This is a genomic window from Massilia sp. Root418 (assembly GCF_001425265.1).
Taxonomy (GTDB): Bacteria; Pseudomonadota; Gammaproteobacteria; order Burkholderiales; family Burkholderiaceae_D; genus Rugamonas.
On record NZ_LMEC01000025.1, the window covers coordinates 20,773 to 44,949 of the forward strand.

Sequence of the window (24,177 nt, forward strand, 5' to 3'; positions counted from 1 at the left end):
GTGTTCTCCTCAGGCGATGGTTTTGGCAGCGTCTTTGATGGCGGCGCGGATGCGCTGATAGGTGCCGCATCGGCAGATATTGCCCGCCATGGCGCTATCGATGTCCGCATCGCTCGGAGCCTTGTTGGTGCGCAGCAGCGCCGTGGCGCTCATCACCTGGCCGCTTTGACAGTAGCCGCATTGCGGCACGTCGTGCTTCACCCACGCGTCCTGCACCGCCTTGCCCACCGCGTCGCCCGCCATCGCCTCGATGGTGGTGATCTTCTGGCCCGCCACCGCCGAAATCGGCGTGATGCAGGCACGGGTCGGGTTGCCGTCGATATGGATGGTGCAGGCGCCGCACAGCGCCATACCGCAGCCGAACTTGGTGCCGGTCATGTTCAGGTTGTCCCGCAGGGCCCACAGCACCGGGGTGGATGGGTCGGCGTCTACCTGCACGTCCTTGCCGTTGACATTCAAAGTGATCATCTGCCGCGCTCCTTTACTGTTTAATAGAGGACAACTTGGATTCCAGGGTCTTGATGTCGATGGCGCCCGGAACGCGGCTGCCATCGGCGAAGAAGATGTTCGGCGTGCCGTTGATGCGCAGCTTCTGGCCCAGCGCCAGCACCTGCTCGTTCGGCGTGGTGCACCCGGCCGGCGCGGCCGGCGCAGCTTTGCCGGATACCATCCAGTCGTCCCAGGCCTTGTTGCGGTCGGCCGAGCACCAGATGTTCTTGGACTTGACGAACGAATCCTCGGACAGGATGTTGTACATGAAGGTGTAGATGGTGACGTTGTCCACGTCCTTCAGCGCCTGCTGGCGGAAGCGCTTGCAGTAGCCGCAGTTCGGATCTTCGAACACGGCCATCACGCGCTTGCCGTTGCCCTTCACCGTTTTCAGCGCCATTTCCAGCGGCAGCTCGGAGAACTTGATCTTGTTGATGTCGTCGATACGGGCCTGGGTCAGGTCTTCGGACGTCTTCAGGTTGAACACGTGGCCGACGATCAGGTAGCTGCCGGTCTTGTCGGTGTAGCGGATTTCGTCGCCGATGCGGACTTCGTACAAGCCCGCGTAAGGCGTCTCTTTGACGGAATCGACTTTCACGTTGGTGCCGAGGCGCGGCTCGATGGCCTTCTTGATGTTCGCTTCGGTCGAATTCTCTGCGCCGACGCAGGATGCCATGAAGGCGGAGGCGAACAGTACTGCGGTCTTGCTGAATTTCATAAAGGCTCCGGTGATCACTTACCAAGTGCGTGGGAAATCAGCCGGCGCTTCAAGCCCGGCAATTTGTCCAGCAAGTTTAATCCGAAATTGCGCACCACGCGCAAAGGCTCAAGATCGGTCCCGAACAGACGGTCCAGGCCATCGGTGGCCAGCTGCATCAGCAGCACGTCTTCCTTGCGCGCGCGGCCATAGCGGGCCAGCACCCGCTCGTCGCCCAGGCCGCGGTGCGGCTCGCGCTCGTTCACCGTGCGCACCAGCTGCTCCACGTCGGCAAAGCCCAGGTTCATGCCGTGGCCGGCCAGCGGATGCACCACGTGGGCCGCGTCGCCCACCAGCGCCACACGCTGCGCCACCATGGCGTGCGGACGCATGAGCCGCAGCGGAAAGCCGCGCACCATTTCCGGCTGCACCGGCGTGAGCTTGCCCAGCTTTTCCTGCGCAAACACCGCCAGGCGCTCCGCCAGCTGTTGCGCGCCCTGCGCGCGCAGCGCATCGGCCAGCGGTTCCGGCGCCGACCACACCAGCGACACCAGGTCGCCCGGCAAAGGCAGCAGCGCCACCACGCCCTCGGCGCCGGTAAACCACTGCTGCGCCGCGCCGTGGTGCGGCTTCTCGCAATGGAAGTTGGCCACGATGGCGTGCTGCCCGTAGGAGCGGTAGTCCATGCCGATGTCGCACTGGCCGCGCACCCAGGAGTCGGCGCCGTCCGCGCCCACCACCAGTTCGGCGCGGATGGCCGAGCCGTCCTCCAGCCGCACGGTGACATCGTCCGCCGTGCGCAGCAGGCCGATGGCGCGCCCGCTGACGGTGGTGACGTTGCTGGCGAAGCGCAGCGCCGCGTCCAGCGCCTGGTTCAGGTTGCGGTCCTCGACGATCCACGCCAGCGTGCCGGTGTGGGCGCCGTATGCGTCGAACGCCAGGCCGCCGGGCTGGCCGCCGTCGCCGTTGACCAGCATGGCGTCCACCGGCGCAACCCGCGCGGCGTCAAGCGCGCCCCAGACCTTCAGGGACGACAGCAGGTTGTGCGCCGTGTGATTGAGCGCGTAGACGCGCACGTCCCAGCTGGCCTGCACGGGGGGCGAGGCTGGCGTGGCCGAAGCGGAGGGCGATGGAGGGCAGAGCAAGGTGACGCTCTGCCCGGCCTGGGCAAATCCGAGCGCCGCCGTTTTGGCGATGGCGCCGTTGCCAACGATGCAAATGTCGCTTTGAACGACGCGCTGCACGGAGGGGGAAGTTGGGCTGTTCATCCGGCCATTATAGCGGCGGCGGCCCTTGCGCGGGCGCCGGCGCCGGAGCGGATGCCGCGCTCAGTCCCACTGGGGCGCGACGCCGTCCGGGTTGGCGATGCGCTCGTTGCGATCCAGTGCGGCGAGCGCCGCCATCTCCGCGGCATCCAGCACCAGCCCGCGCGCAGCCAGGTTGCCGGCCAGGTTGGCACGGCTGGTGGACGACGGGATCACAGCAAAGCCCTGCTGCAGCGACCAGGCCAGCGCCACCTGCGCCGGCGTGGCATTGCGGCGGCGCGCGATATCCACGATCACCGGCTCCTGCATCACCTTGCCGTAGGCCAGCGGCATGTAGGCGGTCAGGTGGATGCCCTGGCTGCGGGCGTACTCCACCACCCTGCGGTTCTGCAGGAAGGGATGGATCTCGATCTGCTGCGTGGCGATCTGCCGCGCGCCCACCGCTGCCACCGCCTCCCGCAGGTGGGCGATGGTGAAGTTGGACACGCCGATCTGCCTGGTCAGGCCCTGCTCCCTGGCTTCCGCCAGCGCCGCCATGTATTCGGCAACCGGCACTGTACCGCCAGGCGACGGCCAGTGGATCAGCGCCAGGTCCAGCTGCTCCAGTCGCAGCTTGCGCAGGCTTTCCTTCAAGCTGGGAATCAGTTTGTCGCCCGCCAGGCTGTCGATCCAGACCTTGGTGGTGACGAACAGTTCGGCGCGCGGCACGCCGCTGCCGGCCATGGCCTGGCCCACCTCCGCCTCGTTACCATAGATTTGCGCCGTATCGATATGGCGGTAGCCCGCCGCCAGGCCGTTGCGCACGGAATCGATAGCGACCTGTCCTTGCAGGCGGAAGGTGCCCAGGCCGATGGCTGGGATGGTGCTGGTGTGTGTCATGGGGTTTTCCTGTCAGATGTTGGCCCACACTATGCCTCCAGCCCTGGTTGAGAAAAACCCCGCACACCTCAAATTACATTTGCGCCAGGATCAAGAACGGCTGTGAGGCTTGGTCCCCGGCTGCGATAACCATTTCGCCGCCTGCGATGAGAAATGGTGCAGCGTGGGAAAAAGCGCTTTCACGGCAAAAACAAAGCTGTTATCGTTATCATCCGTCCATTCAAGAGCCGATCATGCGCCACCTCCAACCGCTATCGATAGTCCTGGCCGCCGCGCTGTGCGCAACGGCAGCCCTGGCCGCGCAGCCTGAATGGCCCGACGATGCCTGGATCAGGCCGTCCGCCACTGCCGGCGGCGACGGCGTGCGCCTGGCCGCCAGCGCCGACGGCAAAACCTGGCGTGACCTCGGGCGGATATTCATCCAGCCTGCTGCCGGCAGCGGCCGGATGCGCAATCCCCGCCTGCAGCGCGGCGCGGACGGCATCTTCCGCCTGGTCTGGGACACCGGCCGCAAGGACAAGGCCATCGGCTACGCGTCCTCGACCGACCTCGTGAACTGGTCCGGACAGACCTTCGTCCACCGCCAGGACGACGTACCGGGCGCCGCAAGAGACGCTGCAAACGGCGCCGGCGCGGCCCTGTGGGTAGCGCCCTGGCTGGTGAAGGAAGCGGAAGCGGCGCAGCCAGGCGCAGCCGCCCAGCCCATCCCCGTCCCGCCGCCCGCGCTGGAAGGCTACACCGCCGACCCATCGATCCGCGTGTTCGGCGACACCTACTACCTCTACCCCACTTCCGACAAGCCGCACTGGCAGACCACCGACTTCTCGGTCTGGTCATCCAAAAACCTGGTGGACTGGAAAAAGGAGCGCATGGTGCTGGACGTCACGCGCGACATCAAGTGGGCCAACATCGAAGCCTGGGCGCCGGATGCCATCGAGCGCTACGGCACCTACTACTTTTACTTCTGCGCCAAGGGCGAAATCGGCGTCGCCACCGCCAGCAGCCCGCTGGGCCCCTTCACCGACGCGCTGGGCGCGCCGCTGCTGCGCAAAGGCAGCGGCATCCAGACCAACACCATCGACCCCTATCCTTTCATCGACAGCGACGGCCAGGCCTACCTCTACTACGGCAACGGCAAGCTGGCCAATGTGTACAAGCTCAAGCCCGACATGGTCACCCTGGACGGTCCCCCGGCCAGCATCGACCTGAAGGACTTCCGCGAAGGCATCGTGGTCTTCAAGCGCGGCGCCAAGTACTACTTCATGTGGTCCATCGACGACGCGCGCAGCCCCAACTACCGGGTCGGCTGGGGCGTGGCGGACTCGCCGCTCGGCCCCGTCACCTCCACAGCAGACCGGTTCATCGTGCTGCAACGTTCGGGCGCCGCCGTCGGCACCGCGCACCACAGCGTGGTCAATGTGCCCGGCACGGACCGCTGGTACGTGGCCTACCACCGCCACGCCCTGCCGCAAGGCGGCGGCTACCAGCGCCAGACCGTGCTGGCGCGCATGGAGTTCGACAGCGCCGGCAATATCCTTCCCATGGATCCGCTCAAGGCCGCCTTCCAGCCCGGCGCTACCGGCGAACCCCTCGTCAACGGCAAAGGCCATGTTCCGCAATAAGAGGCGTCCGCGACTTTACTGTTGCGGGGCACAGTGTTGGCGGCAGGCTAAAAAAATGCCCCGAAGGCCCTTGCATCTGCGAAATGATCTGCTATAATTCTGCTCCTTGGCCTGGTAGCTCAGTTGGTAGAGCAGAGGATTGAAAATCCTTGTGTCGGTGGTTCGATTCCGCCCCGGGCCACCAAGAATGCAAAAAAACGCCACCTTCGGGTGGCGTTTTTGTTTCCGGGACAGGAAGTCTTCGTGTCCGGCCTAGTCTTTGTGTCCAGCCCATCTCCGGCTCGCCGTTCTCCCGCTTTCGCATTCTCAGGCGCATACCGCTCGTGTTCTGCTGTAGCGCCGCTCACGGAGCGGCACGATCTCTTGCCTGCCTACGCTGCCCCGCAATAAAGAAGTCCTTGCCACAATCATTGGTTCCCGAGGGGCACCAGGGTATGTACTCTTGCGTGCCTACCGTCCCGTAGCAGTCCACGATAAGGTGCTTCGCATGCGTTATGCATGGCTCGGCGACATGGACGCTCTTGTTACCAGGATCGCCGGTATTGAGGTTTTATCTGACAAGGGGAGTTAAACATGTGCTTATGCCACGGATCACTTTACCCAGATCACGATCTGATCCCGTCTCGCTACTTGACGCGGGTTGGCGATATCGAGGTCATGGTTATTAGCGATGGGGCGGTAGGAGTACCAGCCGAGGGCTTGGGAATCAACGTCGATCCAGCCGAACGGGATGCCACACTGCGCAGCAAATTCTTGCCGGAGGTGGTCGATTGGGGGATGAACGTCATCGTCATCCGCAGCGGCGGCCGTACCATACTCGTCGACGCCGGAACCGGATCGGAAATGCCGCAATCGACGCGGACCGGGCGCCTGGCCCTGCGGCTGAAGGCAGCCGGCATCGAGCCAGGGTCAGTGACCGATGTTATCGCGACCCACCTGCACATGGACCATATCGGCGGCTTGCTGGACGAGCGGCTGAGGAGCCACATGCGTCCGGACCTGCGGATCCACGCGTCGGCGATCGATCTGGAATTCTTCAAGTCGCCCGATTTCTCACACAACACATTCGGCGGGCTTCAGGACATCATCCGGTCGAGCTCCCAGAAGTTCCTGGACGCGTACCAGAGCGAGTTGCGGCCGTTCACCAAGGAGTTCCAGGTAGCCCCCGGCGTGGTCGTCACGCACACCGGCGGGCACACTCCCGGACACAGCGTGGTGCGCGTCTCGTCCCGCGGCGAGCGGCTGACGTTTGCAGGCGACGCCCTGGTCCCGCTCGGGATCGAGTGCCCCGAATGGCAAAACGGCTTCGATCACGAACCCGAGGAAGCCACGCGCGTCCGGGTCGGTCTGTTGCGCGAGGCGGCGGAGAGCGGCGAGCTGTTCATGGCCAGCCATTTATCGTTCCCGGCACTCGGCCGCGTTGCGGTCGACGGGAATGCCTACCGGTATGTGCCGGCGACCTGGGCATACTGACGCTGCAAATCCGGATACAGAAACGCCAGCCCTTGTTTCGGCTGGCGTTTTTTGTTCCCTGAGCGGATCACATGGTTGTGGCGGATGGGCGGCGGCAACTCCGCCGGGCGCAAAAGTTAGCGTACAATCAAGCGCACCCAACCCACGCCGGAGCCTGTTATGCGCATGCCTTTCCCTCGCGGTCTGCTGTCTGCCCTTTCCCTCTCGCTCGCGGCGCTGCTCTTGCCGTGCCAGGCCCAGGCGGGCAAACCTTACGATTATGCGGTGGTCGGCAATCCGGCCAACGTGGTGCTGCCGGCGCCGGCCCAGCCCTCGCTGGTGCTGATGGGCGGCGGGCCGGACGTGGACGACGCCTTCAAGTGGATGATCGCCAAGTCCGGCGGTGGCAACTTCGTCATCCTGCGCTCGCGCGGCACCGACGCCTACAACCCCTACGTGTACGACATGGGCGGCGTGGCGTCGGTGGAAACCATCATCATCCCCAGCCGCGAGGCGGCCAGCGATCCCTTCGTGATCGCCCGCATCCAGGGCGCCGAGGCGCTGTTCATTGCCGGCGGCGACCAGAGCGACTATGTGAAATTCTGGAAAGGTACACCGGTGCAAACGGCCATCGAAGCGCTGGCCGCGAAGAACATTCCCATCGGCGGCACCAGCGCCGGTCTGGCCGTCATGAGCAAGTTCTCGTTTACGGCGCTGAACGGCACCATCACTTCTGCCGCCGCGCTGGCCAACCCCTACGACAAGTCGCTGACCCTGGGGCGCGATTTCCTGACCCTGCCCGACATGGGCGGCCTGATCGCCGATCCGCACCTGGACGCGCGGGACCGCATGGGCCGCCTGATCACCTTCATGGCGCGCATCGTCGCCGACGGCTGGAGCAGCAGCGTGCACGGCGTCGGCGTGGACGTGGAAACCGCGCTGCTGGTCGAAGGCGGCAAGGCTACGCGCGTGGGACTCGGGTCGGCCTACTTCCTGCGTACCGTGGGCCTGCCCGAAGTGTGCAAACCCAAAACGCCGCTCACCTACCGCAACGTGGCCACCCAACGCCTCTCGGGCAACGGCAGCTTTGACATGCGCAACTGGGCAAGCTATGACGGCGGCACCGTCAACTACAGCATCTCCGCCGTCAACGGCGTGCTCAGTTCTACGCAGGCGGGCGGCGCCATCTACTAGGCCGCAGCCGGTGGTAACATGGCTGGATGACAACATTTAATTTTGCACTCGCAGCGCTGCTGCTGCCTGGCCTGGCGCTCGCCAACGACGGTATCGGCGGCGTCAGCGCCGGCGGCATCGTGTTCCGCAAGACCGGCGCCATCGCCATGAAAAAAGAGGTCCTTACCGTCAGCCATGCGCTGATCAGCGTGGACTACGAATTCGTGAACGAGTCCCCGGCGGACGTGGAAGAAACCATCATCTTCCCCCTGCCCGCCTACCCAGCCTCCGAGCAGCCCAGCGACACCTACTTCGGCCGCCCCGGCGGCTTTTCCATCAAGGTGGACGGCAGGAACGTCAGCTACAGCACCGTGGTGCAAGCATCGCTGGACGGCGTGGACGTGACCGCGCAGCTCAGGAAGCTGGGCTTGACCGACGCGCAGATAGCCTTCCACCCCAGCTTCGCCCCTGCTGCCAACGTGGCGCCGTTCACCGCGCAGCAGCGCCAGCAGCTGACCAGGCTGAAGCTGATCGGCGAAGGGGCAATCGGCTCCGTCGGCCCGATGTGGGACATCCAGGTGAACTACGTGTGGAAGCAAAAGTTCCCGACCAATAAGGTCGTGCGCGTGCACCATGAATACCGGCCCTTCGTGTCGGCCGGGCCGGGCGAGTCCGGCATGGACGACGACACCGCGCGCCAATACTGCGCCGACGCGGCTTTCCTGAAATCGTGGAGAAAGCTGGCGGCGCACAATGGCGGTCCGGAAGCCGCTTATTTGAACGCGGCCAAAGTGTCCTACATCCTCAAGACAGGCAACACCTGGAAAAACGGCATCGAGGATTTCACGCTCAACGTCGTCAAGAGCGATCCGTCCGAACTGGTGAGCCTGTGCTTCCCCGGCACCTTCAAGAAAACGGATCCGAAAACCTACCAGGTCCGCCTGCGCAACTTTAAACCGGAGCGTGACCTGGAGGTCTATTTCGGCAATATCGAGGCCGGCGCCGGCGGCAATGACGGCGACATGCCTGTCCCATCCAGGTGAAGCCGCTCACGCAGGCTGCGTCCTGGCCTGGCGCGCCATGCGCCAGATGGTGAGCGTATTGACGGCGGCGATCACCACTTCCAGCGCCGTGCCGCCGATGGATCCGGCAATGACATTGTTCGCGATCCACAGCCCGGTCCCGCACAGCATCACCAGCCGCATGGGCACGCCCTGCAGCTGGAACAGCGCATAGGTGCCCAGGCAGGAGGCGGCCAGCGGCAGCCAGTCGCTGGGCTGCTTCGCCAGCAACAGCCCCAGTGCCAGGTTGGCGGCGATCACGCCCACCATCACCCACCTGGAGCGGGTGCGCAGCGCCAGCAGGGAGCGCAGCAGCGACATGGTGGAACTGGCCACCGCAGTCGGGTTGCCCAGCAAGGCGAAGTGCAGCACGTAGGCCAGGCACTCGCCAGCCATGAACAGCTTGAAGCGCCTGTCGTCCGTCTGCAGGAAGGACCCGACACCCAGCACGAAAGCGGCGTAGCCCACGCACTGCGCAGGCGAGAACCAGTCTATCGCCATCATGATGCCGCCTTGTTCTCCGCGATCCACTGGTCGACGATCCCGGTCAGCACGTCCATCGGCACCGAGCCGGCGCGCAGTACGACGTCGTGGAAGGCCGGCAGCGTGAAGCGGGGGCCCAGCGCGCCGCGCGCCTTTTCGCGCAACTCCAGGATGCGCAGCATGCCGAGCAGATAGGCGCAGGCCTGGCCGGGGTTGGCAACGTAGCGGTCCACTTCCGATGCCGGCATGCCGTAGTCGATGGCTTGCTGGCGGGTCCAGCCCTTGGTGTGCAGGCCGGTATCGACCACCAGCCTGCGCGCGCGGAACAGCTGTTCGGAAAGCCCGCCCAGCATGCCCACCGTGTCGCCGTCGTACCAGCCCTGCTCCATGGCCAGCTGCTCCACGTACAGGGCCCAGCCTTCGCTGTTGGCGCTGCCGCCGCTGAAGATGCGGCGCGCGCGGTATTTCGGCAGGTCCGTCATTTCCTGCTGCAGCGCGATCTGGAAGTGGTGGCCCGGCACGCCTTCGTGGTAGGCCAGCGTGCGCATCACCACCATTTCGTACTCGGGGCCGGGCAACGGCATCCAGAACACGCCGGGACGGCTGCCGTCCGGCGCCGGCGGGCTGTAGCGCGCGGAGCCGGTGGCTTCGGTCAGCGCCGGCTCGCGCCGCACTTCGATCGGCGCGCGCGGCTTCAGGTTGAACAGGGTCGTGCTGCGCTGCCCGGCATCGCGCACCAGGTCCGCGTAGCGCGCCAGGATGGCCGGGCGCGGGTCCGGATCGGCCGGCGGCTGCAGTGCCTTGTCCAGTTTCACCATGCGCTGCTGGATGGTGCCTTCGGCGTAGCCAAGCTGGCGCAGGTACTTGTCCATTTCCGCTTCGATGCGCGCCACCTCGCGCAGGCCGATGGCGTGCACCGCGTCCGCCTTCAGGCTGGTGCCGGCGTTACGCGCCAGCAGATAGTCGTAAGCCGCTGCCCCGCCGGGCAGGCGCGAGATGCCCGCTTCGCTGCCGGTGCGCGGGTGCAGCTCCGCCAGCACTGCCTGCACCCGCGCGTAGGCAGGGCGTATGCGTTCGCCGACAATGCGGGTGGCGCGCGCGATGGCGGCGCTGCGCGCTTGCGGCGCCAGGTCCGCCAGGCCGGCGCTGCGTTCGGCCAGCGACGTCACCAGCACGTTCTGTTCGGGCGCGGGCTTTAGGAAAGCGTCCACCTGGCCTTGCGCCTTCTCCAGGATGAAGCGCGGCGGCAGCAGCGAGCGGGCGGCTGCGGCGCGCGCCATGGCCACCGCTTCGTCCATCCGGGCCGGAATTTGCTCCAGGCGCGCCAGGTAGCTGTCCACGTCGGCTGCGCGGCGCACAGGATGCAGCTGCGTCATCAGGCGCGGCAGGCCCACCTGCGGGCCGCCCAGCTGAGAGAAGACGAACAGGTGGTCCTGGAAGGGACGGCCGGCCAGCTCGTTGGACAGGGTCCAGCGCATGGTCTCGGCTGAGGCGCGCTGGGTGGCGCCGAGCGGGCCGGCCAGGAAGGCGTCCAGCCTGGCGACGCCTTTGCGGGCCAGCGCCGCCTGCTTGTCGCGGTTGGCCTGCGTGATGGGCGAGAGCCGCGCATCCAGCGCGTCCTGCTCCGCGCCGGTGAAGTACTGGCTGCCGGTGGCCTGCTCGGGATTCAGGCGCATGTAGTCCGCAGCGAACGCTTTCGACCATTGATCGAACGCGGCGCTCGCCGGTGCCGTGCGTGCCGGCGCAGCCTCGGCGGCGGCCAAAGCGGGGACCTCGGCTGTGAAGAGGGCAAGCGGCAGCAGCGCGAGGGCGAAACGGGGAAACATGGTGGCCTTTCAAGTGAACTCAGCCCGCTATTTTGCCTTGCCTTTGCGCCGCGCGCACCTAAACTCTATAGGTCCAACCCGAAAAAGAGGAGGCAGCATGCTCTGCTCTCGCACCCTCACGGCCACCGCCCTGCTGTCCCTGTGCCCGGTGGCGCTCACGCAGGCGGAACGCCCCAGCACGGGATTCGATCCGCTATTCGACCAAACCATGTGCAGCGCCGGCCAGGCAGGACGGCCGCCCCTGCTGCTGGCCATGCTGGCAGCGCAGACCGAAACGGCGCCCTTCCGCGCCACCCAGCAGGACCGCAAGCCCGCCGCCGACAGCGACCCGCCCCTGTACACCAACCTGGGCACGCTGCACCTGCAGGTCAGCACCGGCAACTCCAAGGCCCAGGCCTATTTCGACCAGGGCCTGCGCCTGGTCTTCGCCTTCAACCACGCCGAAGCGGCGCGCGCCTTCCGCGCGGCGCAGCGCCACGATCCGGACTGCGCCATGTGCTATTGGGGCGAAGCCCTGGTGCTGGGGCCCAACATCAATGCGCCCATGTTCCCGGAAGCGGTGGCGCCTGCCGCTGCGGCGGCCGCCAACGCACAAAGCCGCGCGGCGCGCGCCACGCCGCCCGAGCAGGCGCTGATACGGGCGGTCGTGCAGCGCTACCAGGCCGCGCCGCCGGCCGACCGGGCGCCGCTGGACCAGGCCTACGCCGCCGCCATGACGGAAGCCGCGCGCGCCTTCCCCAACCACGACACCATCCAGGTGCTGTTCGCCGAGTCGCTAATGGACCTGTCGCCGTGGGACTACTGGGAGGCGGCCGGCACGCGCGGCAAGGGCCGCACGCCGGAACTGGTGGATGCGCTGGAGCGGGTGCTGGAGCGCAATCCCACCCACCCCGGCGCGGTGCACTACTACATCCATGCGGTGGAAGCGTCCAGCCATCCGGACAAGGCCCTGCCCTACGCGCGCACGCTGGCGCGCCAGATCCCGGGCGCCGGCCACATTGTCCACATGCCGTCGCACATCTACTACCGCACCGGCTTGTACAAGGAAGCGCTGCAGTCCAACCTGGACGCCATCGCCATCGACGAGAAGTATTTCAGCCAGGCCGGCAGCGACGCCGTCTACAAGGGCGCCTATTATCCGCACAACATCCACTTCGCCATGGTGTCCGCGCTGATGGGCGGGGACGGTCCGAGCGCGCTGGCCGCTGCCGCCAAACTGGACAAGTCCATCCCGGCGGAAGCGCTGCCCAGCTTCGGCATGCTGCAGCCCGTGAAGGCGGCGCCCTACTTCTCGCACGTGCAGTTCAGCAGTCCCGACGAACTGATCGCCCTGCCCGCGCCCGGCCCGCAGCATGTGCTGGTGCGCGCCATGTGGCACTACGCGCGCGCGGTGGGCTATGCCCGCAAGGGCCGGCACGCCGAGAGCCAGAAGGAGATCGATGCGCTGGCGGGCATCGAACGGGGCGCCGACTTCCGCTCCATCACCAGTTGGGGCGTGCCGGCGCCGGACATCGTGCACACCGCGCGTGCCGTGGCAACCGGCCGCCTGGCCGAGGCACGCGGCGACCTGCCGGCCGCCATCAAGGCGTACGAAGAAGGCGTGTCGGTGCAGGACGGCATGCCCTATACCGAACCGCCTTACTGGTACTACCCGGTGCGCCAGTCGCTGGGCGCGGTGCTGCTGCGCGTGGGGCGGCTGGACGAGGCCGAAGCGGCGTTCCGCAACTCCTTCGCGCGCACGCCCAGCAACGGCTGGGCGTTGCGCGGCCTGATGGAGGTCTACCGCCAGCGCGGCGACCAGGCAGCCCTGGCTGCCGCGCAGAAGCGCTTCGACGCCACCTGGCTGGGGCGCCGCAGCGGGCCTGAGCTGTCGCGCCTGTGAGGCAGGCAATTATTCTTGACTGATCAATCCAAAACAAACTACACTCGGGGCAATTCTTGACAATCCAGTCCAGAATGACCCCGGAGGTAGTCATGCAACAAGCAAAAGCAGCATTGGTCACGGGCTGTTCGCGCGGCATAGGCGCGGCCATTGTGGAACGGCTGGCGCGCGACGGCGCGGCCGTGGCGTTCACCTATGCAGCGTCCGAGGCGGCGGCGCAGGCGCTGGCGGCCAAGGTGGAAGCCAGCGGCGGCCGCGTGCTGGCCATCCGCGCGGACAGCGCCGACGAAGCACAGTTGCGCGCGGCAGTGAACCGCACCGTGGAAGCCTTCGGATCGCTCGATATCCTGGTCAACAGCGCCGGCGTGCTGGAAATGGGGCCGGTGGAAAGCTTCCCGGTCGCGCAGCTGGACCGCAGCTTTAACATCAATGTGCGCGGCGCCTTCATCGCCATCCAGGAAGCGCTGCGCCACATGCAGCCGGGCGGCCGCATCGTCACCATCGGCAGCATGGCGGCCGTGCGCGCCGGCTTCGCCAACAGCAGCGTGTATGCGATGACCAAGGGCGCGCTGGCCTCGATGGTGCGCGGCATCGCCATCGACATCGGGCGGCGCGGCATCACCATCAACAACGTGCAGCCCGGCCCCACCCAGACCGACATCGTGCCCGCCGGGTACATCGACACCCTGGTGAACATGCTGCCGGTGGGCCGCATGGGCAAGCCGGAGGAAATCGCCGGCATGGTGGCTTACTTGGCATCGGAGGAAGCGGCTTATGTAACCGGCTCCAGCTTCACCATCGACGGCGGCCTGATCGCCTGAACGTATGCCGGACCGCTGCGCCTGGCCGCTATAATGACGGCCTCCCCAGGCACCGACTGCATCCCATGGCCCGACCCAAGGCATTTGACCGAGACACCGCGCTGCTGCGCGCCATCGCCCTGTTCCGCGACAAGGGTTACGCGGGCGCGTCCACGGACGACCTGCTCGGCGCCATGGCCATCGGCCGCCAGAGCATGTACGACACCTTTGGCGGAAAACGCGGCCTGTATCTGGCGGCACTGGAACGCTACAACACCGACAGCGTGGCGCAATTCGTGCATGACATGGAAACGGGCGGCACGCCGCTGCGCGGGCTGGAAGCGGCGCTGCAAGGCTTCGCCCGGCGCGCGGGAGCGGGCGGCGAAGGCTGCATGGGCATAGGCGCCGTGCTGGAATTCGGGCGCTCCGACGCGGAAGTGGCTGCGCTGGGGGACGCCAGCGCGCGCGCGCAGCTTGCGGTGCTGGAGCAGCAGCTGCGCAGTGCGGCGGCTGCCGGCGAAGTGCCGGAGGAGCTGGACGTGCGCGCTGCCGCCGCCTTCATCGCCGCCACCCTCGCCGGCTTGCGGGTGGCCGCGCGCGCCGGCGCTGGCGTCGCGGCGCTGGAACAGATCGCCAGGTTTACGGCGCTGGCTTGCCGGCAGGCTTGAGCACCGCGTCCACGCGTGCCTTGTCCTGCGCCGTGAGCTGCGGCGCCACCGCTTTGAGCGCCGCGCCGGCGTCGGCGTAGCCGGCCGACTTGGCCAGGCTGAACCAGATGTAGGCCAGCGCCAGGTCCTTGTTGCCGCCCTGGCCTTCCATCGTCATCACGGCCAGGTTGAACATGGCGTCCGCCTGGCCCTGCTTGGCCGCCTCGTTGAACAGCTTGCGCGCGGTGGGATAGTCCTGCGGCACCAGCTTGCCTTCGTAGAAATAGGTGCCCAGCGCGCCCTCGGCGGCCGGATGGCCTTTGACGGCAGCCTGCTTGTACAGCGCGATGGCGCGCTGCTGGTCCGGCGCCACGCCCTGGCCCAGGTCGTACATGCGCGCGGCGGCGTAGATCGACTCCACGTGGCCGGCCTTGGCCGCGCTGCTGAAATAGGCGCCCGCCATCTTGTAATCCTGCGGCAGGCCGTCGTCGCCGTTGTAGTACAGGCGGCCCAGCTCATACAGCGCCGGCACATAGCCTTCTTCGCCTGCTTCCAGCAAGCGGGTGCGCGCCTGCGCCACGTCCTTGCGGCCGCCGAAACCGGTCAGGTGGGCCACGCCCAGCATGCTGGCAGCGGGCGCGTAGCCCACCTCGGCCGCCTTGGCGTACCACTTGCGCACCTCGGCCGCGTCCTTCGGCACGCCGATGCCGAGCAGGTTCATTTTCGCCAGCAGCATGATGGCTTCCACCCGCTCGTTGATCAGTTCAGGGTTGGCGGGGTCGAACTTCAGCCGGTCGAAAGTGGGATGGTAGCGCGTGTCCACCACCTGCTGCAGCCAGTAGACCGCCTGCTTGGCGTCGCGCGGGGTGCCCATGCCGTACAGGTGCATCTTCCCCAGCATCAGCGCGGCGGCATCGTAGCCGATCTTGTCGTAGGCAGCCTTGAACTGCGCCATGGCGGTGGCGTAGTCCTGCCGGTCCATTGCGGCGAAGGCGTTGGTCAAGGTTTTGTCCTTGCGCAGGATGCGGTTGCGCGCCGCGGCGAAGCGCCGGTCCGCCTGGCCGCAGGAACTGCTGTTGCCGTAGGCGTCGGGCGGCGCGGCGAAATCGGCCGACGGGCCGCTGTCGGCGCCTTTTGAGACATCGCCGTCGGGACTGTTCTCGTGGAAGTACTCGGCCGGGTCGCCCAGGGTGGCCGTTTGATTGAAGTCGCTCATGTAGCGCAGCATGGTTTCATCGTCGCTGCTGCTGTAGCCGCTCATGAAGGCGCAGGACGAGCTGCGGTCGCGCGACAGCACCTTGCTCTTCGCCGCGACCACGTCGCGCGGATCGCCGGCGGCGCCGCGCTGGCCTTTGACGACCACGCTGGAACCGGCGGCTTGTTGGGCATGTCCGGACAGTGGCAGCACCAACAACATTGCCAAAGTCAGACAGGGCTTGCGGAAAGGGATCATCGTCAACCTTCATATCCAGGTACGGCCACGGGGCCTTTGATGTTACCCTGCTATTGCCGGGGCGGGTAATCAACCCGCTGAGCGATCCTGGCTGCTTTCCGCATTTAAGCCTAGAATAGGTCGCTATGAATCCGCTAGTCAGCGCCCCCGTCGCCAGCTTCGCCGATCTCCTGCTCGACGCCATTTGCATGGTCGACACCAGCGGGCGCTTTGTCTTTGTGAGCGCGGCCTGCGAGCGTATCTTCGGCTACCGGCCCGATGAGATGGTGGGCCTGGCCATGATAGACCTGGTCTATCCGGCCGACCGCGAACGCACCCTGGCGGCGGCGCGCGCCATCATGGACGGCCAGCCCAACATGCGCTTCGAGAACCGCTACGTGCGCAAGGACGGCAGCATCGTCCACATCATGTGGTCGGCGCGCTGGTCCGAAGCGGACCAGCTGCGGATCGCGGTGGCGCGCGACATCACCGCCAGCAAGCAGGCGGAGGCGATGCAGGCCGCCCTGTACGCCATTTCCGAGTCCGCCCACGCCGCCGAAGACCTGCCCGCGCTATACCAGCGCATGCACGACATCATCGCCAGCCTGCTGCCGGTGCAGTCCTTTGCCGTTGTGCTGCGCGACGCGCCGGGCGAACCCCTGTATTTTGCCTATCATGCCGATGCCAGCGGCCCGGAGTCGGATGCGCAACTGGCGGTGCTGTTGTGCGAGGAAGCACTGCGGCGCAATCTGCCGCTGCGGGTGGCGCCGGATACGCTGTCCGCGCTGCCGCCTGCGCTGATGGCGGCGGCGCGTCCGCACGAAGAATGCTGGATGGGCGTGCCGCTCAACACGCCGCAGGGCACCATCGGCGCGCTCGTGCTGCGCGATGCATCGTCCGCCGGCTGCGGCGCAGGCTATACGGACCAGCACCAGGACCTGCTGTCCTACGTTTCAACCCAGGTGGCCACCGCCATCCAGCGCAAGCAGCTGCAATCGCGCCTGCACTTCCTGGCCGAGCACGACGAGCTGACCCACCTGCCGAACCGGCGCCTGTTCCACGACCGGCTCCATACCGCCATCGCGCGCGCGCAGCGCCACCAGGATTCGCTCTCGCTGCTGTTCATCGACCTGAACAAGTTCAAGCAGGTCAACGACCTGCATGGGCACACGGCCGGCGACCAGCTGCTGCAGGTCGTGGCGCGCCGCATCAAGGACTGCGTGCGCGAGGCGGACACGGTGGCGCGCCTGGGCGGCGACGAGTTCGTGGTAGTGCTGGAGGAGGCGGCGCGGCACGAAGCGGCCACGCTGGTGAGGGAAAAGATCCACCAGGCGCTGGCGGTCCCGGTCCATATGGGCGACGGCCGCACCCTGCAGACCAGCGCCAGCATCGGTATTGCCCGCTTCCCGGAAGACGGCGCCGACATGCAGCAGTTGCTGCGCCATGCGGACCAGGCCATGTATGCGGCCAAGCAGCAGCCAGGGGAAGCGGTAGCCTGAGCCGCGCTTTACGGCTGCGGATCCCAGCCGCTGCCGCCGCCGAAACCGGCAAAGACCGACGCGCGGCTGCCGAACTGCGCCGCCGCTTCCGCTGCGCTCAGCAGGCGCACGTGGCGGCGCGCGCTCAGGTCCAGCGGCTTGCCGTTCAGGTCCATGGTGCCGTATTCGCGCCAGCCCGCAGCGGCTGTGGCCTGGGCCGGATTCGGCGCCGGCTGCCGGCCCACGCCCTTGCCGGCCCAGCCGGCCGGTGCGATGTGCGCGTCCATCCTGCAGCGGATGAAGGCCACATGGTCCCAACTGGTTTCATAGCCTGCACTGCGCGCCAGCCAGGTGGCGCCGTCCGGCACCTGGTTGCCTGTGGGGCCGCGTCCGCGCGTCAGGCGGCTGTTCAGGAACACAAAGCCCTTGTCCTGCGCCCCAACCGTGCGCGCCTGCAGCACGTAGCCGCCGCCATTCGGATTGCCGCTGTCGCCCACCGTGCGCAACTCGCTGTCCTCGAACAGCGCCGCGTGGTTGTTGCCCCACACGTAGTCCACATTGCCGGCGATGAGCGAACGGTAGAACCAGGCGTAGCCCTTGACCTGCACCGTATCCTGCTCGCTGTACAGGCTGGCGTTCTTTACCGTCAGCCGGCCTTCGCTGCTGAAGAACAGCGCCTCGGCCTGGCCGCCGGTGGGCGAAGCGCGCAGCGCGCTGTTGCGCAGCGTGAGCGTATCCAGCGCCAGCAGGTCTGCGTCCTCCACCAGGAACAGGGCGCGGCCGCCATTGATGGCGGGCGAATCGGCGGCCTGCGCCGCGCCGGAGCCTGGATTGACGCCGTCGCTGTTTACCGCGTCGATCACCACGCCGTCGCGGCTCTGGCCGCGCAGCGTGACCGCATTCCTGCCGCGCAGGTACAGCAGCTCCCGGTAGCGGCCGTCGCGGATGGCGATGGTGACCGGCCGCGCGCTTTGCGGCTGCCGCATCACGTGGTTCAGCGCGCCCTGCACGGTGCGGAAGTCCGCCGCGCCGTCGTCGTCCACGGTGATGGCCGTCCGCATCGGCACGGCGGGACGGGTGCGGAAGGTCCAGCCCTGCTCCCTGGCGATGCCCCGGAAAGCGCGGCCGTTCAGCGTGCCCGTGAACACGCCGTCGTCGATGGTGACAATATATTCCTCGCCCGGCTCCAGGCGCGCGCTGTGCAGCTGGATGACGGCGTTGCGGCCTTCAATGGCGATCGGCCGGCGGCGCACGGCGCGCCGGTACTCCTGCCCTTCATAGCCCAGCAGGTCGTACTCGTCGGCCACGCGGATGGTATCGGCCAGCGCGTTGTCGCGCTTGCGCAGTACGCGAATGGCGCCGGCCGTTCCCAGCACCGGCGGCTGGTCGAAACGCAGCCGCAAAGGCGTATCGTAGGGGACGCGGCGCGCACCCGGCTCGGGCGACGCGGCACCGCCCAGCGCCGCAGCCCTGCCTGTGCCTGCGCCTGCGCCGGGCCCGGGCGGCGCCATCGCCGCCTGCGGTGGCGGCTCGATCAGCACCTGCACCACATTGAAGACATTCGGGTCCTCTTCGCTAGCCAGCGTGAGCGTGGTGGCGCCCGGCGCCAGCGGGGACAGCACCACGTCTCCGTCCCGCGATTCCACCCGCAGCAGCGCAGCGTCGCCGGCGCGCGCGGCGAACGGCAGCGGCGCGGCGGCGCCGGGGCGCAGCGCGCTCACACGCAGCCGCTGCGGCGCCTCGCCTGCCTGCATGCGCAAGCGCTGCGGCGCGCGTGCCAGCGCGATACGCGCCGGCTTGTCGGCAGCGCTGCCCGTCACCGGCGCGCTTGCCTCGAACGCCGCGCCACTGGCGACCACGCCGCTGGCCCCAGCCTCGGGCAACGCCGGATCCGACACGCTGGTGATCTTCTCGCCGTTCAGGTAGACGGACAACAGGGTGCCCGCTATCTCCAGCCGCACCGCATACAGACGCCCGTCGCCCGCCGCTTCGCGGCCGAACTGCTTCAGCCGCGTCAGGACGCCGTCCTGCATACGCACGATTTCCACCTGCATGCGCTTGCCACCTGGCGCAAAGGACAGGCCTGCGCCATACCAGTTGCCCTCGTCGCGGTAGCGTCCCACGACGTAGAACTGGCCAGCCGCCGGCTCCACTGGGCGGAAGCGGCTTTCGACGTAACTGTCTGCGGCCGGCGCGGCGGTGGGCGCGGCGGCGTGCGCCAGGAGCACCTTGCCGCCGGCCTGCACCGGCACCAGGCCCTGTAGCGTCTCCTGGGCGGCAGCCTGACCGATGGAGAACATGAATAAAAGTGGCAAAAGACGGCTTGGCATCTCGGAATCCTGGTGATTGGCGACCTGAATACTTTAACTGGCCTGACCAATCGACGCCAGCAACATTCATAGCGCAAACATGGTTTTGTACGCGCAATGTAGTGATTTTTCGACAAATTTACAAAATATTGTTTGCGCAATCATGGCTTCTCACGCATGCTCTGAAAAATCTGGTCAGGCCAATAAAACTGCGGCCTGACCAGCAATAACTATATAGGAGACCATATGATCCGCAGCAAGCACACGCAGTGCCGCCTGGCGCTGTCCGCCATCGCCATGGCAGTCCTCACCCTGGCCAACAGCGCCGCCGCGCAGAGCGCCGCCGACAGCATGGCCCGGGTTGAAATCACCGGTTCCTCGATCCGCAAGGTGGCCGCCGAAAACGCCCTGCCGCTCACCACCATCAACGCCGAAGAACTGGTTGCGCGTGGGCTGACCACCATGTCCGAAGTGGCCACCTCGCTCACCGTGGGCGCCACCAACGAGCCGGTGGGTGGCGGCGGCGGCGGCACGCAGATCAACCTGCGCGGGCTGAACACCAACCGCTCGCTGGTGCTGCTCAATGGCCGCCGCCTGCCCAACGAAGCCATCGGCGACAGCTCGATCAACGTGGACGTGATGCCGATGAGTGCCGTCGAGCGGGTGGAAGTGCTGCGCGACGGCGCCTCCTCCATCTACGGCACCGACGCCATCGCGGGTGTGGTCAACTTCATCACCAAGCGCAGCTTCAAGAACACCACCATCAGCGGCGGCCTGGTACAGCCGGAGCGCCACGGCGGCGGCGACCAGCGCCGCGTGAGCATCATCGCCGGCTGGGGCGATTTGCAGGAACAGGGCTGGAATGTGTACGCCGCGCTGGACGTGCAGAAGCGCGACTCGCTGCTGCAGAAGGACCGCCCCAACATCAGCGATCCCGCGCTGATCGCGCAGCTGGGCGGCAATCCCTTCAGCACCAACACGTCCGGTTCCTCGTCCGCGCCGGCCAACTTCACCGTGTACCAGAACGGCAAAGCCACCACCACCACTGGCAACCCCTACTTCGCGGCCGGCTGCAAGGGCCCATACGATGCGCAATATTCGCTGGCCTCCACCAAGGCATCCGGGGCAGGCAGCAAGACCTGCATCCTGGACCCGGACCTGTACCCCCAGCTGCTGGCCGACGCCATGCAGGCCACGCTGTTTACCAAGGCCTCGCTGCGCCACGGCGGCGACAAGCTGCTGACCATGGAGCTGCTGGCCACAGAGTCCTACATCGACGCGCTCAATCCGCCGCAGCCTTTCGGCGCGCAGACCGACTACGACAAGTACAACCCAGGCCTGCGCAAGCCGCTGTTCATCACCAAGTCCAGCAAGTGGTATCCGGGCGGCAGCGGCGGCGTGCCCGCCGTGGCGGGCGTGACCGGCCAGGACCTGGCGCTGACCTGGAGCCTGGACGAAGCCGGCCCCGCCATCACCGACGACCGCCAGCACACCACCCGCATCATCGTGGCGGACGAGGGTGAAGTGATGGGCTGGGACTACCGCGTGGGCATGAACGCCTCGCGCAGCCGGCGCGACGTGAGCTGGAAGAGCGGTTTCTTCAGCACCGCAGGCATCTACAAGGGCGTGGCGGACGGCGTGCTCAATCCCTTCGGCAAGCAGGACGCGGCCGGCCAGTCCTACCTGGACAGCATCCGCGCCGACGGTACTACCTACCGCCGCGCCACCGTGGAATACTTCGGGCCCGACTTCAACCTCACGCGCAACCTGATGCCGCTCGCCGGCGGTTCGCTCGCGCTGGCGGTGGGGGGCGACTGGCACAAGGAAATCTACAACGACGGCACCGATCCGATCGCCAACGAAGTGGTGTACAAAGTGTCCGGCACGCCCAACACCTACCCCAGCGCTTCGCGCACGGTGGCCGGGCTGTACATGGAAATGGACGCGCCGCTGACCAAGACGCTGGACATCACGGCCGCCGTGCGCGCCGACCATTTCAGCGACTTCGGCAACACCGTCAACCCCAAGCTGAGCGTACGCTGGCAGCCGGCCGCCGAAGTGATGCTGCGCGGGACCGCCAGCACCGGCTTCCGCGCGCCGACGCTGCCGGAACTGTACGGCACGCCGCGCACCCGCACCAGCTCCACCGGCAAATGGGACGACCCGCTGCTGTGCCCAAGCGCCACGCCGTCCATCCCCGGCACCGGCTCGGTGACCAAGGACCCGAAATACGCGGGCCTGAACCTGGACCCGACTAAAGTCTGCAACACCACGCTGGTCACCCTGACCGGCGCCAACCCGGACCTGGACCCGGAAAAGGCGCGCACCGTCACCGCCGGCATCGTGCTGGCGCCGGTGAAGAACATGATGGTGTCGTTCGACCTGTGGTCGATCAAGATGAAGGGCACCATCGCGCAGATCGGCGAAGACACCATCTTCAACAACGTCACCGGCTACAACAACCTGTTCGTACGCAATGCGGACGGCACGCTGGACTACATCGTCAAAACGCGCCTGAACATGGGCGGCCTGCGCACGCGCGGCATCGACACCAGCATGAGCTACAGCTGGCCGAAAACCGACTGGGGCAAGTTCGGCCTGAGCCTGGATGGCACCTATGTGGACCGCTACGAAGGCCAGAACGAAGCGGGCGGCGCCTGGATCGACAGCGTCGGCAAGCCGGGTTCGCTGTCCACCGGCGCCACCTCGGCCAACACCTATGTCTACCGCTGGCGCCACAACCTTCGCGCCTCCTGGGCCTACCAGGGCTTCGGCCTGCAGCTGACCCAGGCCTACACCTCGCACTACGAGGACACCAACGCCCTGCCGACGCAGAAGGAAGGCCAGCCCTACTTCAACGTGATCGAGCCCTATATCCTGTACAACCTGACCAGCAGCTACACCATCAAGGAAAAGCTGAAGATCACCTTCGGCATCAACAACCTGCTGGACAAGGATCCGCCGCTGTCCAACCAGCGCCTGGGCTCGCGCGTGGTGTTTGCGCAAAACGTTTCGAAACCGATCGGCCGCGCCTACAACGTGCGCGTGAACTACACTTTCTGACATGATGAAACCTATCCTGACCTGTGCGCTGCTCGCAGCGCTGAACGCCGCCGGCACGCCCGCCTGCGCAGCCGAGCCCTGGGTGCCCGACCTGGGCAACGGCAGCTACCAGAACCCGGTGCTGAACGCCGACTATTCGGACCCGGACGCGGTGCGCGTCGGCGACACCTATTACATGACCTCCTCCAGCTTCAACAGCGCGCCCGGCCTGCCGCTGCTGCAGTCGAAAGACCTGGTGAACTGGGAGCTGGTGGGCCACGCGCTGCCGAAGCAGGTGCCGGCCGACCACTTCGCCGTGCCGCGTTTCGGCGCCGGCGTGTGGGCGCCATGCCTGCGCTACCACGACGGCAAATTCTGGATCTTCTACCCGGACCCGGACTTCGGCATCTACGTCATGACCGCCAAAAGCTTCAGCGGCCCGTGGAGCGAACCGCACCTGCTGATGCCGGGACGCGGCCTGATCGACCCCACGCCGCTGTGGGACGAGGACGGCAAGGCATGGCTGCTGCATGGCTGGGCCAAGAGCCGGGCCGGCTTCAACAACGTGCTCACGCTGCACGCCATGTCGCCGGACGGCAGGCGCGTGCTGGACCCGCAGGGCAAGGTCGTCATCGACGGCAACAAGCTGCCGGGCTACCGCACCCTGGAAGGCCCCAAGTTCTACAAGCAGGACGGCTGGTACTACGTGTTCGCGCCGGCCGGCGGGGTGGAGGAAGGCTGGCAGGCCGTGTTCCGTTCGCGCAGCATCGAGGGGCCGTACGAGGACCGCGTGGTGATGGACCAGGGAGGCTCGCCGGTCAACGGCCCGCACCAGGGCGCCTGGGTGCGCGCGCAGGACGGCAAGGACTGGTTCCTGCACTTCCAGGACCGCAAGGCCTACGGCCGCGTGGTGCACCTGCAGCCGATGGCGTGGAGCGACGGCTGGCCGCTGATCGGCCAGCCGGGGGCCAGGCCGGGCGTCGGCAATCCGGTGGCAACCTACCGCAAGCCGGTGGCCGGACAGGCAGTGAAAGTGCCGGCCACGAGCGATGAATTCGGCGGCAAGGCGCTGGGCCTGCAGTGGCAGTGGAATGCCAATCCGCAGGAAGGCTGGTATTCGCTGGCGGCGCGTCCGGGCCATCTGCGCCTGCCGGTGCTGGCCGCGCCGCAGGCGGACGGCTATGTGCGGGCGGCGCCCAACATCCTGGGCCAGAAGCTGCCGGCCAGCGCGTTCACGGTGGACACGCGCATCGAGCTGCACGGCGCCGCCGACGGCGACCGCGCAGGGCTGATCCTGAACGGCATGAGCTACGCGTGGCTGGGACTGCGCAGGCAAGGCGCAGACACGCAGCTGGTCTACACCACCTGCACGCCGTTCGCGCCGCGCTGCAAGGAGCAAAGCACGGTGCTGCTGGCGCAGGCGCCGTCCGCGCTGTCGCTGCGCATGGTGATGGCCGACGGTGCGCAGGCGCAGTTCCACTACAGCGTGGACGGCAAGGAGTACAGCGCCGCCGGCGCGCCGTTCGCCGCCACCAAGGGGCACTGGGTGGGCGCGCAGGTGGGCCTGTTCAGCGTGGGGCCGGGAGCCTCGGCGGAGCCGGGCTACCTCGACGTCGACTATTTCCGCTTCAACCGTTAAA

Annotated in this window: 18 protein-coding genes and 1 tRNA gene; 11 read left to right on the plus strand and 8 right to left on the minus strand. The window is 67.0% G+C overall.

All coding sequences use genetic code 11. From position 1 onward, the window contains the following. Positions 1–9 precede the first annotated feature (9 nt). Genes ASC94_RS26930 through dkgB form a run of 4 tightly spaced genes read right to left on the minus strand, consistent with a single transcriptional unit; the run spans position 10 to position 3,330 of the window. Entirely contained in the window at positions 10–468 is a 459-nt protein-coding gene (locus tag ASC94_RS26930; protein WP_056403620.1) for a (2Fe-2S)-binding protein, read from the minus strand. Positions 469–481: 13 nt separating this feature from the next. Further along, a complete protein-coding gene (locus tag ASC94_RS26935; protein ID WP_056404320.1) occupies positions 482–1,207 on the minus strand; it encodes a DsbC family protein in 726 nt (241 codons plus the stop codon). A gap of 14 nt (positions 1,208–1,221) precedes the next feature. Continuing rightward, on the minus strand, positions 1,222–2,454 hold the full coding sequence (locus ASC94_RS26940; protein ID WP_056403623.1) for an FAD-dependent monooxygenase: 1,233 nt from the start codon (positions 2,452–2,454) through the stop codon (positions 1,222–1,224). Positions 2,455–2,514: 60 nt separating this feature from the next. Beyond that, the gene (dkgB, locus tag ASC94_RS26945) at positions 2,515–3,330 is read right to left on the minus strand and encodes a 2,5-didehydrogluconate reductase DkgB (protein ID WP_056403625.1); all 816 of its coding nucleotides are present in this window, start codon (positions 3,328–3,330) and stop codon (positions 2,515–2,517) included. A gap of 233 nt (positions 3,331–3,563) precedes the next feature. Between dkgB and ASC94_RS26950 the strand changes: the two genes are divergently transcribed. The 5 genes from ASC94_RS26950 to ASC94_RS26970 all read left to right on the plus strand — a co-directional run bounded on the left by ASC94_RS26950 (position 3,564) and on the right by ASC94_RS26970 (position 8,620). After that, positions 3,564–4,952 (plus strand): family 43 glycosylhydrolase, encoded by a 1,389-nt coding sequence (locus ASC94_RS26950; protein ID WP_056403629.1) that lies wholly within the window; start codon positions 3,564–3,566, stop codon positions 4,950–4,952. Between the two features lie 108 nt (positions 4,953–5,060). Beyond that, positions 5,061–5,136: transfer RNA gene (locus ASC94_RS26955), tRNA-Phe, on the plus strand. Between the two features lie 515 nt (positions 5,137–5,651). Then, complete coding sequence (locus ASC94_RS26960) at positions 5,652–6,425, plus strand: MBL fold metallo-hydrolase (RefSeq protein WP_229417425.1); 774 nt, start codon at positions 5,652–5,654, stop codon at positions 6,423–6,425. 159 nt (positions 6,426–6,584) lie between these two features. After that, on the plus strand, positions 6,585–7,598 hold the full coding sequence (locus ASC94_RS26965; RefSeq protein ID WP_082616872.1) for a cyanophycinase: 1,014 nt from the start codon (positions 6,585–6,587) through the stop codon (positions 7,596–7,598). 26 nt (positions 7,599–7,624) lie between these two features. Next, positions 7,625–8,620: a DUF4424 family protein gene (locus tag ASC94_RS26970; RefSeq protein WP_056403638.1), complete on the plus strand. Its 996-nt coding sequence runs from the start codon at positions 7,625–7,627 to the stop codon at positions 8,618–8,620. A 6-nt stretch (positions 8,621–8,626) separates the two neighbouring features. Here the strand turns inward: ASC94_RS26970 and ASC94_RS26975 are convergent, their stop codons facing one another. Both ASC94_RS26975 and ASC94_RS26980 read right to left on the minus strand, forming a co-directional pair. Continuing rightward, positions 8,627–9,142, minus strand: coding sequence for a YgjV family protein (locus tag ASC94_RS26975; RefSeq protein WP_200955834.1), 516 nt, complete (start codon positions 9,140–9,142; stop codon positions 8,627–8,629). After that, complete coding sequence (locus ASC94_RS26980; RefSeq protein ID WP_056403640.1) at positions 9,139–10,947, minus strand: DUF885 family protein; 1,809 nt, start codon at positions 10,945–10,947, stop codon at positions 9,139–9,141. The genes ASC94_RS26975 and ASC94_RS26980 overlap by 4 nt, the downstream gene beginning before the upstream one ends. A 97-nt stretch (positions 10,948–11,044) precedes the next feature. Here ASC94_RS26980 and ASC94_RS26985 point away from each other — a divergent pair, with 97 nt between their 5' ends. The 3 genes from ASC94_RS26985 (at position 11,045) to ASC94_RS26995 (ending at position 14,297) form a co-directional block, all read left to right on the plus strand. Next, entirely contained in the window at positions 11,045–12,829 is a 1,785-nt protein-coding gene (locus ASC94_RS26985; protein ID WP_056403643.1) for a lipopolysaccharide assembly protein LapB, read from the plus strand. Positions 12,830–12,921: 92 nt separating this feature from the next. Continuing rightward, a complete protein-coding gene (locus ASC94_RS26990; RefSeq protein WP_056403645.1) occupies positions 12,922–13,650 on the plus strand; it encodes an SDR family NAD(P)-dependent oxidoreductase in 729 nt (242 codons plus the stop codon). Between the two features lie 65 nt (positions 13,651–13,715). After that, complete coding sequence (locus ASC94_RS26995) at positions 13,716–14,297, plus strand: TetR/AcrR family transcriptional regulator (RefSeq protein WP_056403648.1); 582 nt, start codon at positions 13,716–13,718, stop codon at positions 14,295–14,297. Here the strand turns inward: ASC94_RS26995 and ASC94_RS27000 are convergent. Then, on the minus strand, positions 14,269–15,684 hold the full coding sequence (locus ASC94_RS27000) for an SEL1-like repeat protein (protein WP_162251457.1): 1,416 nt from the start codon (positions 15,682–15,684) through the stop codon (positions 14,269–14,271). The two genes, ASC94_RS26995 and ASC94_RS27000, sit on opposite strands and share 29 nt — an antisense overlap. A gap of 170 nt (positions 15,685–15,854) precedes the next feature. On the opposite strand from ASC94_RS27000, the gene ASC94_RS27005 reads away from it, so the two are divergent. After that, the gene (locus ASC94_RS27005; protein WP_056403656.1) at positions 15,855–17,207 is read left to right on the plus strand and encodes a GGDEF domain-containing protein; all 1,353 of its coding nucleotides are present in this window, start codon (positions 15,855–15,857) and stop codon (positions 17,205–17,207) included. Between the two features lie 8 nt (positions 17,208–17,215). Here ASC94_RS27005 and ASC94_RS27010 read toward each other — a convergent pair whose 3' ends face one another. After that, the gene (locus ASC94_RS27010; protein WP_056403659.1) at positions 17,216–19,486 is read right to left on the minus strand and encodes a pectinesterase family protein; all 2,271 of its coding nucleotides are present in this window, start codon (positions 19,484–19,486) and stop codon (positions 17,216–17,218) included. Positions 19,487–19,741: 255 nt separating this feature from the next. On the opposite strand from ASC94_RS27010, the gene ASC94_RS27015 reads away from it, so the two are divergent. After that, on the plus strand, positions 19,742–22,558 hold the full coding sequence (locus ASC94_RS27015; RefSeq protein ID WP_056403662.1) for a TonB-dependent receptor domain-containing protein: 2,817 nt from the start codon (positions 19,742–19,744) through the stop codon (positions 22,556–22,558). Position 22,559: 1 nt separating this feature from the next. Beyond that, a complete protein-coding gene (locus ASC94_RS27020) occupies positions 22,560–24,176 on the plus strand; it encodes a glycoside hydrolase 43 family protein (protein WP_157201608.1) in 1,617 nt (538 codons plus the stop codon). Position 24,177 lies beyond the last annotated feature (1 nt).

Coding starts and splice junctions, on each gene's coding strand:
- ASC94_RS26930 (WP_056403620.1), bottom strand. CDS start 468: ATGATCACTTTGAATGTCAACGGCAAGGACGTGCAGGTAGACGCCGAC.
- ASC94_RS26935 (WP_056404320.1), bottom strand. CDS start 1,207: ATGAAATTCAGCAAGACCGCAGTACTGTTCGCCTCCGCCTTCATGGCA.
- ASC94_RS26940 (WP_056403623.1), bottom strand. CDS start 2,454: ATGAACAGCCCAACTTCCCCCTCCGTGCAGCGCGTCGTTCAAAGCGAC.
- dkgB (WP_056403625.1), bottom strand. CDS start 3,330: ATGACACACACCAGCACCATCCCAGCCATCGGCCTGGGCACCTTCCGC.
- ASC94_RS26950 (WP_056403629.1), top strand. CDS start 3,564: ATGCGCCACCTCCAACCGCTATCGATAGTCCTGGCCGCCGCGCTGTGC.
- ASC94_RS26965 (WP_082616872.1), top strand. CDS start 6,585: ATGCGCATGCCTTTCCCTCGCGGTCTGCTGTCTGCCCTTTCCCTCTCG.
- ASC94_RS26970 (WP_056403638.1), top strand. CDS start 7,625: ATGACAACATTTAATTTTGCACTCGCAGCGCTGCTGCTGCCTGGCCTG.
- ASC94_RS26975 (WP_200955834.1), bottom strand. CDS start 9,142: ATGATGGCGATAGACTGGTTCTCGCCTGCGCAGTGCGTGGGCTACGCC.
- ASC94_RS26980 (WP_056403640.1), bottom strand. CDS start 10,947: ATGTTTCCCCGTTTCGCCCTCGCGCTGCTGCCGCTTGCCCTCTTCACA.
- ASC94_RS26985 (WP_056403643.1), top strand. CDS start 11,045: ATGCTCTGCTCTCGCACCCTCACGGCCACCGCCCTGCTGTCCCTGTGC.
- ASC94_RS26990 (WP_056403645.1), top strand. CDS start 12,922: ATGCAACAAGCAAAAGCAGCATTGGTCACGGGCTGTTCGCGCGGCATA.
- ASC94_RS26995 (WP_056403648.1), top strand. CDS start 13,716: ATGGCCCGACCCAAGGCATTTGACCGAGACACCGCGCTGCTGCGCGCC.
- ASC94_RS27005 (WP_056403656.1), top strand. CDS start 15,855: ATGAATCCGCTAGTCAGCGCCCCCGTCGCCAGCTTCGCCGATCTCCTG.
- ASC94_RS27010 (WP_056403659.1), bottom strand. CDS start 19,486: ATGTTCTCCATCGGTCAGGCTGCCGCCCAGGAGACGCTACAGGGCCTG.
- ASC94_RS27015 (WP_056403662.1), top strand. CDS start 19,742: ATGATCCGCAGCAAGCACACGCAGTGCCGCCTGGCGCTGTCCGCCATC.
- ASC94_RS27020 (WP_157201608.1), top strand. CDS start 22,560: ATGATGAAACCTATCCTGACCTGTGCGCTGCTCGCAGCGCTGAACGCC.